The following is a 15,649-nucleotide window of genomic DNA, read 5'->3' on the forward strand; positions in this document are numbered from 1 at the left end:
GGTCAGCGGTTGATCTCGGTGACCGGGTGCTCGTAGGGCACGCTGGCGACCGGGAACTCGATGTCACCGAACGGCGACATGTTTCCCTGGACGCTGCCCAGGAGCTCGGTGACCGGGTGGTCGCCGTCCTCGGAGTGCGGCCACTCCGGGTGGATCCGGTCCTGCTTCGCGGGCTTGGCGGCCATCGCGTCCTCCAGCGTCGTCGTCCGGTCCCGAGCGGGACCGCGGCAGTCTCCTGTGTCCAGTATCGCGGACGCGGGCGCGGCTGTCCGCCCCGGTGCGCCCGCGATCGTCCGACTACCCTGGCGACGATGCAGACGTCCCTGGTCGAGTGGTTGCGCGGGCAGGACGACGGGTTCCTCGCCGCGCTGCTGCGCGCACGTCCGGACCTCGCCGTCCCACCCCCCGGCGACCTCACCGTGCTCGCGACCCGCGCCTCGATCCGGGCGTCGGTGCAGCGCGCCTGCGAGGACCTCGGCACCGTGGCGCTGACCGTGCTGGACGCGCTGGTGCTGGCGACGGCGTGGGGGACCCCGGTCGACGCGACGACCCCCGGCGCGGGCCTGCGCGGCTGGCTCGGCCCCGACGTGGACGCGGCCACCGTCGCCGAGGGACTCACCGCGCTGCGCGACCGCGCGCTGGTCTGGGGCCCGGACGACGCGGTGTCGCTGGTCCCCGCGGCCGCCGACGTCGTCGGGCCGTGGCCCGCCGGGCTCGGCGCCCCCGCCACCGGTCCGGCCGCGAGCTCCGAGCTCGACACCCTGCTCGCCGAGGTGGGCGAGGACGAGCGCAAGGTCCTCGACGTCCTCGCCCAGGGCCCGCCGGTCGGCCGCTCCCGCAACGCGAACGGCTCCGCCGGGCCGGTCGGGTCGCTCCTCGACAAGGGACTGCTCGTGCGCCGCGACGCCGACACCGTCGAGCTGCCCCGCCAGGTCGCGCTCGCCCTGCGCGGCGACCGTCCGATGGGGCCGCTGGACCTGTCCCGGCCGGACGTCCCGCTGCGCGCCAGGGAGACCTCGGTGGTCGACGGCACCGGCGCCGGTGCCGCACTGGAGTTCCTGCGCCGCACCGACCTGCTCCTGGAGTGGCTGGCGCGGGAGTCGGTGCCGGTGCTGCGGTCGGGCGGGTTCGGCGTCCGCGAGCTCAAGCGGGCGGCGAAGGCGGCCGACACCGACGAGCCGACCGCGGCGCTGATCCTGGAGGTCCTGTACGCCGCGGACCTCGTCGGGGCGACCGAGTCGGTGACCCCGGAGTGGCTGCCGACCACCACCTGGGACGTCTGGGGCACCGGCCCGGAGGAGTCCCGCTGGGCGGTGCTGGCCCAGGCCTGGCTGGAGCTGCCGCGGCTGCCGGGGCTGGTGGGGCGCCGCGACGAGACCGGCAAGCCGATCACCGCCCTGTCCGACGGGCCGCGCCGTCCCCCCGCCGCGCGGGACCGCCGTCGCGTCCTGGACGCGCTCGCCGACCTCGCACCGGGCACCTCGGTCGGGTCACCGGAGGACCTGGCGCGGCTGCTGGCCTGGCACGCCCCGCGCCGCGGCGGCCGGCTGCGCGACGAGACGGTCGGCTGGACCGTCGCCGAGGCCACCGCGATCGGCGTGGTCGCCCTCGACGCGCTCACCACGGCCGGACGGGTGCTCCTCGACCCGGCCCTGCGCCCGGACCCGGCGCACCCCACCCGGCACCCCACCGAGCTGGCCGCCGCACTGCACGCGGCGCTGCCCGCCCCGGTGGAGGAGATCCTGCTGCAGGCCGACCTGACCGCCGTCGCACCCGGGCGGCTGTCGGCGGACCTCGCGCACGAGCTCGCGATCCTGGCCGAGGTCGAGTCCGCGGGCGGCGCCACGGTGTACCGCTTCACCGAGCGCAGCCTGCGCCGGGCACTGGACACCGGCCGTACCGCCGACGACGTCCGCGCGATCCTCGAGGCCCGCTCCCGCACCCCGGTCCCGCAGACCCTGACCTATCTGGTGGACGACGTCGCCCGCCGGCACGGCAGGCTGCGCGGCGGGGCGGTCAGCTGCTTCCTGCGCTCGGACGACGAGGTGCTCCTGTCCGAGGTGCTCGCGCACTCCGCGGCCGAGGAGCTGGGTCTGCGCCGGATCGCCCCGACCGTCATGGTCAGCTCGCTGCCGCTGGCCGAGGTGCTCGACGGACTGCGGGCCGCCGGGTTCAGCCCGGCCGCCGAGGACGCGGGCGGTGCCGTCGTCGACCTCGGGCCGAAGGGGCGGCGCACCGAGCCACGGCTGCGGCGCGGTACCCGCGACGCCGGCCGGGTCGTCGACCGGTCCCCGACGAACCGGGCCGAGGAGCTCGTCGAGCGGCTGCGGGCGGGGGACCGCCTGGCCGGGGTGCGCGACAGCGTCGCCGGGCGGCGTGAGCTCACCGGCGCGACCGGGAACCTGGCGTCGTTGCAGGAGGCGGTGCGCGAGGGCCGGACCGTGTGGATCGGCTACGTCGACGCCCACGGGGTCGCCGGGGACCGAGTGCTCGCGCCGGTCTCGGTCGGCGGCGGCTACGTCGAGGGCCGCGACGCGCTCGACGGCGAGCTGCGCCGGATCCAGCTGCACCGCATCACCTCGATCGCCCCGGTCGACGCCGGAGCGGAGCAGCCGGCCGGGCGCGACCAGGCCCGGGGCTGAACGGGGCCCCTCGCAGGAGGGACGCGCTACCGCGGCGGCGCCGGCACGGGATGTGCCGGCGCCGCCGTCGGGCACGGGTCAGCGGGCGCCGGCGGCCATCCGCTGGTGCATCGCGTGCTGCACCAGCGCGATCAGGGTCTCCTTGGTCGACTGCCGGTGCCGGGCGTCGCACACGACCATCGGGACGGCCGGGTCGATCGACATCGCCTCGCGCACGTCGTCGAGGCTGTGCTGCAGCTGCCCGTCGAAGGCGTTGACACCCACGACGTAGGGCAGTCCGCGGTCCTCGAAGAAGTCGATCGCGGCGAAGGAGTCGGCCAGGCGCCGGGTGTCGACGAGGACGACGGCGCCGATCGCGCCGCGGACCAGGTCGTCCCACATGAACCAGAACCGCTGCTGGCCGGGCGTGCCGAACAGGTAGAGCACCAGGTCGGCGTCCAGCGAGACACGACCGAAGTCCATCGCGACGGTCGTCGACCGCTTGTTGGGGGTGGCGGAGAGGTCGTCGTGCGACGCACTCGCCTCGGTCATCACCGCCTCGGTGGTCAGCGGCATGATCTCCGAGACCGACCCGACGAAGGTGGTCTTCCCGACGCCGAACCCACCGGCCACCACGATCTTGGCCGACATCGTCGCGGCACGGGCCATCCCGGCCGCGGGCTGGGGCGGCTGTGGCCTAGAGCCGACGGAGTCCACTCAACACCCTTTCCATCAGCGCGAGGTCCGGCGCGTTGCCGGGGGTGCTCGCGGTCTGGTGAACGGTCACCGTGCCGTTCGAGGCCATGTCCCCGAGCAGCACCCGGGCCACGCCCAGGGGGAGCGACAACAGCGCCGCGACCTCGGCCACCGAGCGGGTCTGCTCGAGCAGCAGGTCGGCGACGGAGCGGTGCTCCATCGGCAGCCGTTCCAGCTGGCTGCGGGCCCGGTTGCTGACCGAGACCAGGGTCTCGATGGCCAGCTCGTAGCCCGACTTGGTCCGTCCCCGCGTCCAGGCGTAGGGCCGGACGAAGGCGGCACCACCCGCGGACGGGGGCACCGGCGGCGGCGCTGCCACTGGGTCGTACGTGGGGTTCTGCCCCGTGTTCTGGGCCGGTTGCGGCGCCGGCCGGTCCGGCCGGTCCGGCCGGTCACCGCCCCGGTGGGCCTCCAGCTCGGCCGGGGTGGGTGGCAGCCCGTAGGCCGCCGACCCGCCGATGGGGCCGGTCACCTCGGCCGGGTTCGGCGGCGGGACCCGACGCGCGGGGGCGGCACCCTCCGGCTCGACATCGTCCTCCGGACGGTTGCGCCCCCATCGGCGCTTCTTGGGCGTGCGCTTGGAGTCCAGGCTGAACCCGTTCATGACGTCGGCGAACGTCGGCTCGGGGCCGTGTCCGCCCGGGTCCTGGGTCATCGGATCTCACCCGCTCTGGTCGATCCTCGGATGGGGTGCATGACGGTAACGCGTCCTCGGGTCCGGAGTCGTGGCCTCAGGGCCCGAACGAGCCCTGCAGCTCGGCGCGCAGCTCCGGGGTGAGCAGCTGGCCGACCCGGTCGACCAGCAGCGTCATCTCGTAGCCGACGAGGCCGATGTCGCAGCTCGGCGAGGCGAGCACGGCCAGGCAGGACCCGTCGCTGATAGACATCAGCAGCACGATCCCGCGGTCCATCTCGACGACGGTCTGCACGACGCCACCGGCGTCGAAGCAGCGCGCGGCGCCCTGGGTCAGGCTGACCAGACCGGATGCGACGGCGGCGAGCTGGTCAGCCCGGTCGCGCGGCAGCCGGTCGGAGGCGGTCAGCAGCAGTCCGTCGGTCGACACCACGATGGCGTGCGCGACACCCGGGACGCGCTCCGCGAAGTTGGTGACCAGCCAGCCGAAACGGCTCTGGCTCGGCTGTGCCTGCGGTGCCCTCACTGGTTCTCCTCGGGGTCGGACGAGTTCGGTCGGTCCGCGGCGGGCTCGGGGGTGCCGGTCGCGGTGGTGTCCTGCGGGGCCCGGGGGCCCTGCCGGTCGTGCTGGTCCTGCGGGTCGTGCTGGTCGGAGTCGCCGTCGACCGTCTCGGTCGTGCCGGTGAGTGCGTTGCGACGGACACCGGAAGCGCTCTCCCGGCCCTGACGCACGCCCTGCTGGTAGCTGGCGAGACGGCCACGGACGCTCTCGGCGTCCCTCGGCTCCGCCGGAGCGGGGCTGAGCACCGTCGATCCTGCCGCACTGCCCGGGAGCAGTCGCGCCCGCGGGCGTCGCTTGGGCAGTCCGGCGGTCGTCAGCTCGTCACCGGCGGTCTCCGACTCGTCGCCGTCGGTGGCCTCGCGGGCCTGCCGCCAGACGTCGTCGGCGGGGGAGGCGAAGGCCGCCGGGGGCGACGCGGCGTCGGCCGCTGCGGGGGCCGGGGCACCGGCCGGGGTGCCACCGTTCGGTCCGGCGGCGTCCTGCCAGCGGACCGGCACCGACCGGTTCGAGCGGAACCAGGCCGAGGCGATGTCGTCGAAGATCGGGGTGGTCTGGCCCATGTCGAACCCGGTCTGGGCCCGGGCCGACTCGACCGCCCCGGGGCGCCGGAGCTGCCCCCGATCACCCTCGACGGCCACCTTCGGCGCGAACAGCTCGTCCTGCGAGGAGGCGGCGGAGGCCGCGGCGAGGCTCGCCGGCCCGCCGGCCCGGCCACCCTCGCGCTTCGGCAGCGGTGCGGGCTCCTGCCGGCCCGGCGCCGGTTGGACCTGCTGACCCGGACGCGCCTGCGGCGCCTCCGGGAACTGCCGGCCGTCCGTGTGCTGGGCCTGCCGCTGGACCGGCTGAGCCTGCTGGGGTGCGGGCTGCTGCGGGCCGCGGGCCGGTGCCGGGGGCGGGCCCTGGCGGCCCGGACCGCGGGTGGGCAGCGCCGGCCCGGCGCCGCGGACCGGCATGACCGGGCGGCGCGACGGCGAGGGGCGGGACCCGTTGGTGCGGGCCGGGAGCGGTCCGCCCATCGGCGTGCGGCCGGACGTGCGGACCGTCGGGAATCCCGCGGTCTCGGGGTCGCTGCGCGTCGGGCCGGTGTCCCCGGTCCTGCCATCGCCGGTGCCGCTGTCCCCGGTGCCGCTGTCTCGGGCCCCGGTGCTCCGGGCGGCGCCGTCCTCGGCTGCGGTGTCCGCGGGGCGGGCGCCGTCGGCACCGGTCCCGGGAGTGTCCGTCGAGCCGGCGGCACCGGTGGCGTCGTCCTCGGCGAGGTCGGACCCGGTGTGGCCCGCCTCGACCCCGGCGACCCCGGAGGCGTCGGCGTGGTCGGTGTCGCCGGACGGGGCGCTCACCTCGGCGTCGGCCGCGTCCTCGGTGTTGGCCGTGTCCGCGGCGTCGGCCTTGTCGTGGGCGTCACCGTCGGTGCCGGGAGCGTCCGCGCGGTCGGCGGGGGCCGGGGGGAACGGCGCGATGCCGTTCGTGCGGGCCGCGACCGGGGTCTCCTGCGGGGTGGACCCGTCGGTGTCGCCGTCGGTGTCCCGGTCGGCGACCGTGCCGTTGGTCCGGTGGTCCGGGGTCCCGTCGGTGCCCGGGGCGGCACGGTCCTGACCGGCCCCGTCCCGGTCGTCGGATCCGGCGTCGGTCGCCTCGGCGCCCTCGTCGTCGGCCGGGGCCTGCCGGCGGTCCTCGGGACCGTCACCGATCGCCCGGTCCAGGACGACGGTGTCGTCCATGTCACGGTCACCGCGGGCCCGGGCCGCGGCGGCCGCCGCAGCGGCACCCGCCAGCCCGAGTGCGGCCGCCGCCGACGGGGCAGCGGTGCCGCCGGAGCGGTCCGCCTCGGTGCCGGCGCGCTCGGTGGTGGCGGTGCTGTCGGCGTTGTCGGTGCCGTCGGCCAGGGTCTCCGTCGACTCGGTGCCTTCGGCCGACTCGGTGCCCTCGGCGCCGTGCTCGGTGTCGGCGAGGGCCTCGGCGCCGGGGCTGGCGTCGCCGGACGGGCGGTCATCGGCGCCGGACGGTGCGGGGCCGGTGCCCCGGAACGCCTCGGCGCCGCGCGGGGAGTCGCCGTCGGCGGGACCGGGGCCGGCCTCGTCGGCCGGGGTGAAGACGTCGGCCGGGGTACGCGCGTCGCGCGCCCCGTCCTGCGACGGCGCGAAGGCCGACAGACCCTGCGGGGCGGACCCGTTCAGGGTCGGGGCCGGCCCGTCGGCGGTCTGCCCACCGGCGTCGCCGGGGGCCGCGTTCTTCGTCAGCGACGACCCCGGACGGCGCGTCGGCAGGCTCGAGCCCGAGCCGTTGCGCGGCGTCGTGGACGAGGACGCACCGGCCTCGAAGGTCGGGGTCATCGGGCCGTCGGAGCCCGCGACCATCGACGGCAGCGAACCACCGCGACCGTTCCCGTTCACCGCGGTCGGGGCGGCCGACGGGGGCCCGTCGGGCGCTCCGCCGCCGGTCAGCGCCGGGGCGGGGGCCTGCGGGGCGTGCTGGTCGCCACCCTGGGGCGGCACGCCGCCCCAGCTGCCCGGATCGCCGTCGCGGCGCTGCTCGGGCAGCTGCGCCGAGGGCACCAGCTGCGGCGGCACGGTCACCGAGGCGCTCAGCCCACCGGAGCCGCCGCCGACGGCTGCCGAGGCGAGCCGGACGCCGACGCGGTGCCGGGCGGCCAGCCGGCCGACCACGAACAGGCCCATCCGCCGGGAGGCCGACACGTCGACCTCGGCCGGGCCGGACAGACGCTGGTTGGCGTCGACCAGCTCGGAGTCGGTCATGCCGACGCCGCGGTCGGAGATCTCGATCAGCAGCGACTCGTCGGCGGTGCGGGTCGTCGTCATGACGACCTGCGAGTCCGGCGGCGAGAAGTTCGTCGCGTTGTCCAGCAGCTCGGCCAGCAGGTGCACGAGGTCGTTCGCGGCACGACCGGCGATCGTCGCGTTCGGTGGGGTCTGCACGACGACCCGCTGGTACTGCTCGACCTCCGACACCGCCGCCCGCAGGACGTCGACGACCTGCACCGGCGCCACGTTCCGCTTCGCCAGGTCGGTGCCCGCGAGGACCAGCAGGTTCTCGCTGTTGCGGCGCATACGGGTCGCGAGGTGGTCCAGCTGGAACAGGTTCGACAGCTGGTCCGGGTCCTGCTCGTTGCTCTCCAGCTGCTCGATCAGCTGCAGCTGGCGCTCGACCAGTGCCTGCGAGCGGCGGGAGAGGTTGACGAACATCGAGTTGACGTTCTGCTGCAGCGCGGCCTGGTCGGCGGCGAGGCGGATGGCCTGACCGTGCACGGCGTCGAAGGCCCGCGCCACCTGGCCGATCTCGTCGCGGCTGTCCAGCGGGACCGGCTCGACGAGCGCGTTCGGTGCCTGACCGGAGCGCATGCCCTGCACCGCCGCGGGCAGCTTCTGCTCCGCGACCTCGAGCGCCGAGCTGCGCAGCAGGCGCAGCGAACGGACCATCTGCCGGCCCAGCAGCAGGATGATGCCCGCGGTCAGCAGGATCGTGAGCATCAGCAGCACGGAGTTGAGGCCCGCGGTGTTGCCCGCCTGCTCGGCGGCCCTGGCGCGGCCGTCGACGAACGCCTGCTGGGCGGCTGCCGTGGACTGGTCGACCGCGGCGACCGACCGGTCGACGGCGGTGTTCCACGCGTTCGGGTCCACCGGCGGTGCGACGCCCGGCGGGACCGACAGCGCCTGGTCGCGCAGGGCGTTGCGCTCGGCGTTCGCCTGGCCCGCGGCGAAGTTCCCGAAGGACTGGGCCTGCTCGGGCGTCAGCGACGACTGGAAGTCACCGGCCGCGGCCTGGAACGAGGCCTCGGCACCGGTGGCCTGTGCGCGCTGCTGCTCCTCCAGCGTCCCCGCGGCGAGCGCGCCACCGATCACGGTGCGCTCGAGCTGCAGGGCCTCGCGGGCGCTCGCCCCGGCGGCGATCGCCGTGGTCAGACCCGCGGTGTCGGCGGTCTGCAGCCGCCCCACCAGGGCCCGGTCGAGTCCCAGCGTGCGCTGGACGACCGCGGTGTAGCGGCCGGTGAGGTCGGCGGCCGGGGTCGGGCCCTCGGCGACCTGCGACCGGATGACCGGCAGCTGGCCCAGCGTGGTGTCCGCCTGCCGGCGGGCCGTGGCCAGGTCGGGGGCCTGCTGCTCGGCGGTGTCGAGCCCTGCCGTGGTGGCCTGCAGCGCCTGGTCGGTCGTGGCCTGCGCCCGTTCGACGACGGCCCGGTCACCGAGCCGGTTGCCCGCCACGAAGCGGACCGCGGCGTCACGCTCGTTCTGCAGCGCGCCGGTCAGCGTCTCGATCTGGCGGTGCACGTCGACCAGTCCGCTGCCGCGGCTGAGCTCCTCGGCCACGTTGGCCTGGTCGACGACGCGGATGGCGCCGATGGACAGGGCGAGGACCGTGGGGACCAGGCCGACGACCGCCAGCTTGGCGACCAGGCTCCAGTTCCGCGGGTCGAGTCGCTCCGACCACGTGCTCGGGCGTTCCGTGCTGGTCACGGTGGTCACGGCGAGATCTCCCTGTCGGTCTCCGGTCCGGGGACGGGCGGCGCGGCGGGCACGAGTTCGGGGAGCATCAGCTGGTCCGGTGCGCCTTTCGGGGTCACGACGGGACCGCTCGACCGCATCGCGACCGACACGGGGCGGCGGTTGCCGCGTCCCGGGGGAGTCGGACGGATAGGATCGTGTCGGGTCCCGTCTGTGCGTGACGGACGGCTGCCGAGTCTAGCCCCCGGAACCCTCGTCTCCCGAGTGGCGTATGGCCGGTTGCTCCGTCGTCACGTGACGTGACACACGCCGACCGTTCGTCTCCGCTCGGCGTCCGGCGGACCCGCCCCGCCCCGTTCTCCGGCCTCGAGAGGATTCGTTCCGTGACCGACGGACCCCTGATCGTGCAGTCCGACAAGACGCTGTTGCTCGAGGTCGACCACCCCGACTCCGCGGCGGCCCGTGCGGCCATCGCGCCCTTCGCCGAGCTGGAGCGGGCACCCGAGCACGTCCACACCTACCGCGTCACCCCGTTGGCCCTGTGGAACGCGCGTGCCGCCGGGCACGACGCCGAGCAGGTCGTCGACGCGCTGGTCCGCTGGGCCCGCTACCCGGTCCCCCAGCCGCTGCTGGTCGACGTCGTCGACACGATGGGGCGCTACGGGCGGCTGCAGCTGTCCAACCACCCCGCGCACGGCCTCGTCCTCACCGCGCTGGACCGTGCCGTGCTGGAGGAGATCCTCCGGCAGAAGAAGATCAGCCCGATGCTGGGCGCCCGGGTGGACGACGACACCGTCGTGGTTCACCCGTCCGAGCGGGGGCACCTCAAGCAGGCACTGCTCAAGGTCGGCTGGCCCGCCGAGGACCTCGCGGGCTACGTCGACGGCGAGGCCCACCCGATCGCCCTGGAGCAGGACGGCTGGACGCTGCGCGACTACCAGCGCCACGCCGTCGACGGGTTCTGGGAGGGCGGCTCGGGCGTGGTCGTGCTGCCCTGCGGCGCGGGCAAGACCCTGGTCGGTGCGGCCGCGATGGCCAAGGCCGGCGCGACCACCCTGATCCTGGTCACCAACACCGTGTCCGGACGGCAGTGGAAGCGCGAGCTCGTCGCGCGGACGTCGCTGACCGAGGAGGAGATCGGCGAGTACTCGGGCGAGAAGAAGGAGATCCGCCCGGTCACCATCGCCACCTACCAGGTCGTCACCCGCAAGACCAAGGGCGAGTACAAGCACCTGGAGCTGTTCGACTCCCGCGACTGGGGCCTGGTCGTCTACGACGAGGTGCACCTCCTGCCGGCCCCGGTCTTCCGGATGACGGCGGACCTGCAGTCCCGTCGCAGGCTCGGCCTCACCGCGACCCTGGTCCGCGAGGACGGCCGTGAGGGCGACGTGTTCTCCCTGATCGGCCCCAAGCGCTACGACGCCCCGTGGCGCGACATCGAGGCCCAGGGCTGGATCGCGCCCGCCGAGTGCATCGAGGTGCGGGTCACGCTGACCGACGCCGAGCGCATGTCGTACGCGACGGCCGACGCCGAGGAGCGCTACCGGACGGCGTCGACGGCGGACACCAAGCTCAACGTCGTGCAGGCGATCCTGGACCGGCACAAGGGCGAGCAGACGTTGGTCATCGGGGCCTACCTGGAGCAGCTCGACGCGCTGGGGGAGAAGCTCGGCGCCCCGGTCATCCAGGGCTCCACCCGCAACAGGGAGCGGGAGAGGCTGTTCGACGCCTTCCGTCGCGGCGAGATCACGACCCTGGTCGTCTCCAAGGTCGCGAACTTCTCCATCGACCTGCCGGAGGCGACGATCGCGGTGCAGGTCAGCGGCACGTTCGGGTCCCGGCAGGAGGAGGCCCAGCGGCTCGGCCGGCTGCTGCGCCCGAAGAACGACGGTCGCCAGGCGCACTTCTACTCGGTGGTGTCCCGCGACACCGTGGACACCGACTACGCCGCGCACCGCCAGCGGTTCCTCGCCGAGCAGGGCTACGCCTACCGGATCGTCGACGCCGACGACCTCCTCGGGCCCGCCCTGCCCGACGCCGGCTGAGCACGCTCACCCGGACGCGCGACCTCCGCGCGTCGCCGATCAGGGGCACACTGAGCGGAGTCCGCGACGCCGGAGGAGGGCGCATGCCGACCGCCCTCTGGGTCCTCGTCGGGATCGTGGCGTGGCTGGTCGCGTCGGTCGTCGTCGCATTGGTGTTCGGGCGCGTGGTGCGCATGCGGGACCGGCAGGTGCCCGACCCGCCGCCCCGGCCGGGTCCGCCGTCCGCGGTGCCGCCGGTACGGCGTCGTCCGGTCGAGCCGCCGCCCTGCGGCCGTCCGCAGAGGCCCCGGCCGCCCGGCTGAGCGCCGCCGTGACCCCGGGCCGGGCGGTGCCGGGCCCTGAGACCGGGCGGTGCCGGTTCCGGGTCGGTCTCCGGGCTCGTCCCGAGTCCCGGCGGGCGCCGGGGCGACAACGTGGAGCCATGGAGAACAACGCGAGCACGACCGGTACCGCGTCGACCGGGACCGACACCTCCGAGAGCACCGAGCGCAGCACCGAGATCACGGGGGTCACCGGGGCCGACGAGCAGCCGACAGCCCGGATCGCCGCGGATCCCGACGCCGGAGGTACCGAGGCCGATCCGGTCACCGACCGGGTGCCGGTGGTCGAGGAGAGCGCCACCCCTGCCGTCACTCCCGCCGCCGCTCCTGCCGCCTCCGGCCCCGACGCGGCGGGGCCCGGCCCGTTCGGGGACCTCGGGGCCACCGCTCCCGGGCCGTCCGCGCACTCCGGCACGCCCGCCGGCGCCGGGCCCCGGCCCGCGACGCCCGGGATCGGCGACCGCGTCGCCGCGTTCCGGCTCCGGCGCAGCAGCACCGACCGGATGCTCGGCGGTGTCTGCGGTGGTCTCGCCGCCGACCTGGGTGTGGACCCCGCGCTGCTGCGCATCGCGGTCCTCGTCCTCACCCTGTTCACCGGCGGCGCGGCGGCGCTGGTGTACCTCGCCGTCTGGCTGATCGCGCCCGCCGCCTGAGCCCGCGCCGGGACCCTCAGCCCCTCCGTCGGCCCGCCCGGCCCGTCGTCACCGGCCCGTCGTCACCCGCCCGTCGTCACCCAGCCCGTCGACACCCGGCCCGACCAGTTGGCCAGCCGTTCGGTCGGTCCCGCCTCCGGGCGGTGCTCCACGACCGGCCCGAACGGCACCGGGCCGCCACGCGGCTCGGCGGGCAGGAACGCGCGGGCGGTGGCGAGCGCCGTCGTCGCCAGGTCCGGGTCGGCCTCAGGGGCCTGCCCGGTCGCGACGGCCAGGTCCCAGCCGTGCACGAGCGTCTCGTTCAGGAACACGGTCAGCGCGGTCCGCGCCGCGACCTCGCCGAACGGCAGCCGCGCGACCCGATCGAGCAGCGCCTCGCCCTCGGGGCCGGACCAGGCGCTCTTCAGCGCCGCCGCCTCGGCGACGTAGGCGGTCGCCGGGGCGTCGAGCACGTCTTCGCTGACCACCGGATGGGCCAGCGGGTCGGTCCCGGCGGCGATCGACGCCGGTCGGCGCAGCGTCGTGACCAGGTGTGCGAGCAGGGTGCGGACGTCGAAGCCGTCGCAGGGGGTGGGGTCGGCCATCCGGTCCGCGGGGACGGCCCCGGCGAGGTCGGCGACCCAGTCGAGGGCGGCCAGGTAGGCGGGACGGGGGTCGGTGGTGAGCGTCGGGTTCGTCATGGGCGTCAGCGTGCCCGCGATACCTGACATCTCCTGTCGTGATTTCGTGGCACTCTTCGGGACGTGCGCGCCGACCGGCTCCTGTCCCTCGTGCTCCTGCTGCGCCACCGCGGCCGGACGACCGCCGCCGTGCTCTCCCGTGAGCTGGAGGTCTCCGAGCGCACCGTGCTGCGCGATGTCGAGGCCCTGTCCGCCGCGGGCATCCCCGTCTACGCCGAACGCGGCAGGCACGGCGGCTTCGCGCTGCTGCCGGGCTTCACCACCGACCTCACCGGCCTGACTCCGGCGGAGGCGGTCGCGCTGCTCGGCTCCGGCGCGACGTCGACGCCCGGCGCGCTCGGGCTGGGCACGGAGTTCGCCTCGGCCATGCGCAAGATCGTCGCCGCGCTGCCGGACGCGGCCCGGGAGCAGGTCACCGACGCCGCCGGACGGGTGCTCGTCCGGCGCGGTGGCTGGCTGCGCGACACCGACGACGGTGCGACCACCGACGTGCTCACCGCGGTCCAGCGCGCGGTGTTCGGCGGGGTCCGGCTCCGCGTCCGCTACCGGGCCGGGACCCGGCCGGGGGCGGAGCCCGGGCCCGCCGCCGAGCGGGTCGTCGACCCGGTCGGGCTCGTCCAGGCGGCGGGGCGCTGGTACCTGCTGGCGCTGCGCGACGGGGAGGACCGCACCTACCGGGTGTCGCGGATCGAGGAGGCCGAGCCGCTGGCGGAACCCGCGCACCGGCCCGAGGGCGTCGACCTGGAGGAGCTGTGGCTGCGCCGTCGCGAGGACTTCCGGGCGCGGCGGCCCGGGCTCCGGGTCCGGCTCGCGCTGCCCGCCGACCGCCGGGAGGCGCTGTCCGCCGTCACCGTCGAGGAGGAGCGGACCCGGGACGGGACGACCGAGGTGGTCGCCGCGTTCGGGGACCTCGCCCACGCCGGACGGGCGCTGTGGCCGCTCCTGCCGGACGTGCGGGTGCTGGACCCGCCGGAGCTGGTGACGGCGTTGCGGGAGCGGGCCCGCGCGGCCGTCGCCGCCCTGGCGTGACCGCGACCCCCGACGGCGCCCCCCGGACGCGCCGCGGGGCGGCACCGGCGAACCGGTACCGCCCCGCGGGGTGGTGCTGTGTGCCTGGTGAGGCAGGACCGATCAGAAGTCCATGCCGCCCATGCCACCGGTCGGGTCGGCGGGGGCGCCGCCGCCCTTCTCCGGCTTGTCGGCGATGACCGCCTCGGTGGTGAGGAACAGGGCCGCGATGGAGGCCGCGTTCTGCAGCGCCGAGCGGGTCACCTTGGCGGGGTCGATGATCCCGGCCTTGATGAGGTCCTTGTACTCGCCGGTGGCGGCGTCGAGGCCCTCACCGGTGGGCAGGTTGCGGACCTTCTCCGCGACGACGCCGCCCTCGAGGCCGGCGTTGACCGCGATCTGCTTGAGCGGGGCCTCCAGCGCGACCTTGACGATGTTCGCGCCGGTGGCCTCGTCACCGTCCAGGCCGAGGCCCTCGAACAGGCCGGCACCGGCCTGGATGAGCGCCACGCCGCCGCCGGCGACGATGCCCTCCTCGACGGCCGCCTTCGCGTTGCGGACGGCGTCCTCGATGCGGTGCTTGCGCTCCTTGAGCTCGACCTCGGTCGCCGCGCCGGCCTTGATGACGGCGACGCCGCCGGCCAGCTTGGCGAGGCGCTCCTGGAGCTTCTCGCGGTCGTAGTCGGAGTCGGTGCGGTCGATCTCGGCGCGGATCTGGTTGACCCGGCCGGCGATCTGGTCGGCGTCACCGGCGCCGTCGACGATGGTGGTCTCGTCCTTGGTCACGACGACCTTGCGGGCGGTGCCCAGCAGGGACAGGTCGGCGGTGTCGAGCTTGAGACCGACCTTCTCCGAGATGACCTCGCCACCGGTCAGGATGGCCATGTCGGCGAGCATCGCCTCGCGGCGGTCACCGAAGCCCGGGGCCTTGACGGCGACGGACTTGAAGGTGCCACGGATCTTGTTGACGACCAGGGTGGCCAGGGCCTCGCCCTCGACGTCCTCGGCGATGATGGCCAGCGGCTTGCCCGACTGCATGACCTTCTCCAGCAGCGGGAGCAGGTCCTTGACGGTCGAGATCTTGGAGGAGACGAGGAGGACGTACGGGTCCTCGAGCTCGACCTCCATGCGCTCGGCGTCGGTCACGAAGTAGGGCGAGATGTAGCCCTTGTCGAAGCGCATGCCCTCGGTGAGCTCGAGCTCGAGCCCGAAGGTCTGCGACTCCTCGACCGTGATGACGCCTTCCTTGCCGACCTTGTCCATCGCCTCGGCGATGAGCTCGCCGATCTGCGGGTCGGCGGCCGAGATGGAGGCCGTGGCAGCGATCTGCTCCTTGGTCTCGATCTCCTTGGCCGACTTCAGCAGCGCCTGGGAGACGGCCTCGGTGGCCTTCTCGATCCCGCGCTTGAGCGACATCGGGTTCGCGCCGGCGGCCACGTTGCGCAGGCCCTCACGGACCAGCGCCTGGGCCAGCACGGTGGCGGTGGTGGTGCCGTCACCGGCGATGTCGTCGGTCTTCTTGGCGACCTCCTTCACCAGCTCGGCGCCGATCTTCTCCCAGGAGTCCTCGAGCTCGATCTCCTTGGCGATCGACACACCATCGTTGGTGATGGTCGGCGCGCCCCACTTCTTCTCGAGCACGACGTTGCGGCCCTTCGGGCCCAGCGTCACCTTGACGGCGTCGGCGAGGGTGTTCATGCCCCGCTCGAGGCCGCGACGGGCCTCCTCGTCGAACGCGATCTGCTTCGCCATGGGGGTGTTGCCCTCCGATAGAGGTGAGTCGAGTGATCGGATGCGGTGCCCGCGACGGACGCCCGGCAACCCTGCGCCGGACTCACCGACCCGACCTTGGCACTCCACGGACACGAGTGCCAGTGGATGCTGAGCCCGTTTCTAGCACTCGCCCGTGGAGA

12 protein-coding genes are annotated in these 15,649 nt (G+C 75.1%); 5 read left to right on the plus strand and 7 right to left on the minus strand.

Features of this window, described 5'->3' with window-relative positions; genetic code table 11:
• Positions 1–2: 2 nt before the first annotated feature.
• A complete protein-coding gene (locus tag FVA95_RS12350) occupies positions 3–185 on the minus strand; it encodes a hypothetical protein (protein ID WP_020623622.1) in 183 nt (60 codons plus the stop codon).
• A 126-nt stretch (positions 186–311) separates the two neighbouring features.
• On the opposite strand from FVA95_RS12350, the gene FVA95_RS12355 reads away from it, so the two are divergent.
• On the plus strand, positions 312–2,642 hold the full coding sequence (locus FVA95_RS12355; RefSeq protein WP_149664341.1) for a helicase-associated domain-containing protein: 2,331 nt from the start codon (positions 312–314) through the stop codon (positions 2,640–2,642).
• A gap of 78 nt (positions 2,643–2,720) precedes the next feature.
• Here FVA95_RS12355 and FVA95_RS12360 read toward each other — a convergent pair whose 3' ends face one another.
• The 4 genes from FVA95_RS12360 to FVA95_RS33695 all read right to left on the minus strand — a co-directional run bounded on the left by FVA95_RS12360 (position 2,721) and on the right by FVA95_RS33695 (position 9,051).
• Positions 2,721–3,290 carry an ATP/GTP-binding protein gene (locus FVA95_RS12360; protein WP_086002304.1) on the minus strand — a complete coding sequence of 190 codons (570 nt, stop codon included), beginning with the start codon at positions 3,288–3,290 and terminating at the stop codon, positions 2,721–2,723.
• A 28-nt stretch (positions 3,291–3,318) separates the two neighbouring features.
• Positions 3,319–4,032, minus strand: coding sequence for a DUF742 domain-containing protein (locus FVA95_RS12365; RefSeq protein ID WP_205015834.1), 714 nt, complete (start codon positions 4,030–4,032; stop codon positions 3,319–3,321).
• A gap of 76 nt (positions 4,033–4,108) precedes the next feature.
• Positions 4,109–4,537 (minus strand): roadblock/LC7 domain-containing protein, encoded by a 429-nt coding sequence (locus FVA95_RS12370; RefSeq protein WP_020623626.1) that lies wholly within the window; start codon positions 4,535–4,537, stop codon positions 4,109–4,111.
• Positions 4,534–9,051 carry a nitrate- and nitrite sensing domain-containing protein gene (locus FVA95_RS33695; RefSeq protein WP_149664342.1) on the minus strand — a complete coding sequence of 1,506 codons (4,518 nt, stop codon included), beginning with the start codon at positions 9,049–9,051 and terminating at the stop codon, positions 4,534–4,536. Before FVA95_RS33695 ends, FVA95_RS12370 begins: the two co-directional genes overlap by 4 nt.
• Positions 9,052–9,413: 362 nt before the next feature.
• On the opposite strand from FVA95_RS33695, the gene FVA95_RS12380 reads away from it, so the two are divergent.
• From FVA95_RS12380 to FVA95_RS33920, 3 genes are all read left to right on the plus strand, one after another.
• Positions 9,414–11,075, plus strand: coding sequence for a DNA repair helicase XPB (locus tag FVA95_RS12380; protein WP_149664343.1), 1,662 nt, complete (start codon positions 9,414–9,416; stop codon positions 11,073–11,075).
• 83 nt (positions 11,076–11,158) lie between these two features.
• A complete protein-coding gene (locus FVA95_RS12385) occupies positions 11,159–11,377 on the plus strand; it encodes a hypothetical protein (RefSeq protein ID WP_149664344.1) in 219 nt (72 codons plus the stop codon).
• A 119-nt stretch (positions 11,378–11,496) separates the two neighbouring features.
• Positions 11,497–12,048 carry a PspC domain-containing protein gene (locus tag FVA95_RS33920; RefSeq protein ID WP_368667322.1) on the plus strand — a complete coding sequence of 184 codons (552 nt, stop codon included), beginning with the start codon at positions 11,497–11,499 and terminating at the stop codon, positions 12,046–12,048.
• Positions 12,049–12,110: 62 nt separating this feature from the next.
• Here the strand turns inward: FVA95_RS33920 and FVA95_RS12395 are convergent, their stop codons facing one another.
• Entirely contained in the window at positions 12,111–12,728 is a 618-nt protein-coding gene (locus FVA95_RS12395; protein WP_149664345.1) for a TIGR03086 family metal-binding protein, read from the minus strand.
• Positions 12,729–12,791: 63 nt separating this feature from the next.
• Here FVA95_RS12395 and FVA95_RS12400 point away from each other — a divergent pair, with 63 nt between their 5' ends.
• The gene (locus tag FVA95_RS12400) at positions 12,792–13,757 is read left to right on the plus strand and encodes a YafY family protein (protein ID WP_149664346.1); all 966 of its coding nucleotides are present in this window, start codon (positions 12,792–12,794) and stop codon (positions 13,755–13,757) included.
• Positions 13,758–13,859: 102 nt separating this feature from the next.
• On the opposite strand, the gene groL is transcribed toward FVA95_RS12400, so the two are convergent.
• Positions 13,860–15,488, minus strand: coding sequence for a chaperonin GroEL (gene groL / locus FVA95_RS12405; RefSeq protein ID WP_020622657.1), 1,629 nt, complete (start codon positions 15,486–15,488; stop codon positions 13,860–13,862).
• Positions 15,489–15,649 lie beyond the last annotated feature (161 nt).

The organism is Pseudonocardia sp. EV170527-09, from assembly GCF_008369905.1.
In the GTDB taxonomy this organism is placed as follows: Bacteria; Actinomycetota; Actinomycetes; order Mycobacteriales; family Pseudonocardiaceae; genus Pseudonocardia.

Excerpts from the sequence above, each read along its gene's own strand:
- FVA95_RS12365 (WP_205015834.1), bottom strand. The coding sequence starts at position 4,032 with ATGACCCAGGACCCGGGCGGACACGGCCCCGAGCCGACGTTCGCCGAC.
- FVA95_RS12395 (WP_149664345.1), bottom strand. The coding sequence starts at position 12,728 with ATGACGAACCCGACGCTCACCACCGACCCCCGTCCCGCCTACCTGGCC.
- groL (WP_020622657.1), bottom strand. The coding sequence starts at position 15,488 with ATGGCGAAGCAGATCGCGTTCGACGAGGAGGCCCGTCGCGGCCTCGAG.
- FVA95_RS12360 (WP_086002304.1), bottom strand. The coding sequence starts at position 3,290 with ATGGCCCGTGCCGCGACGATGTCGGCCAAGATCGTGGTGGCCGGTGGG.
- FVA95_RS33920 (WP_368667322.1), top strand. The coding sequence starts at position 11,497 with ATGGAGAACAACGCGAGCACGACCGGTACCGCGTCGACCGGGACCGAC.
- FVA95_RS12350 (WP_020623622.1), bottom strand. The coding sequence starts at position 185 with ATGGCCGCCAAGCCCGCGAAGCAGGACCGGATCCACCCGGAGTGGCCG.
- FVA95_RS12385 (WP_149664344.1), top strand. The coding sequence starts at position 11,159 with ATGCCGACCGCCCTCTGGGTCCTCGTCGGGATCGTGGCGTGGCTGGTC.
- FVA95_RS12355 (WP_149664341.1), top strand. The coding sequence starts at position 312 with ATGCAGACGTCCCTGGTCGAGTGGTTGCGCGGGCAGGACGACGGGTTC.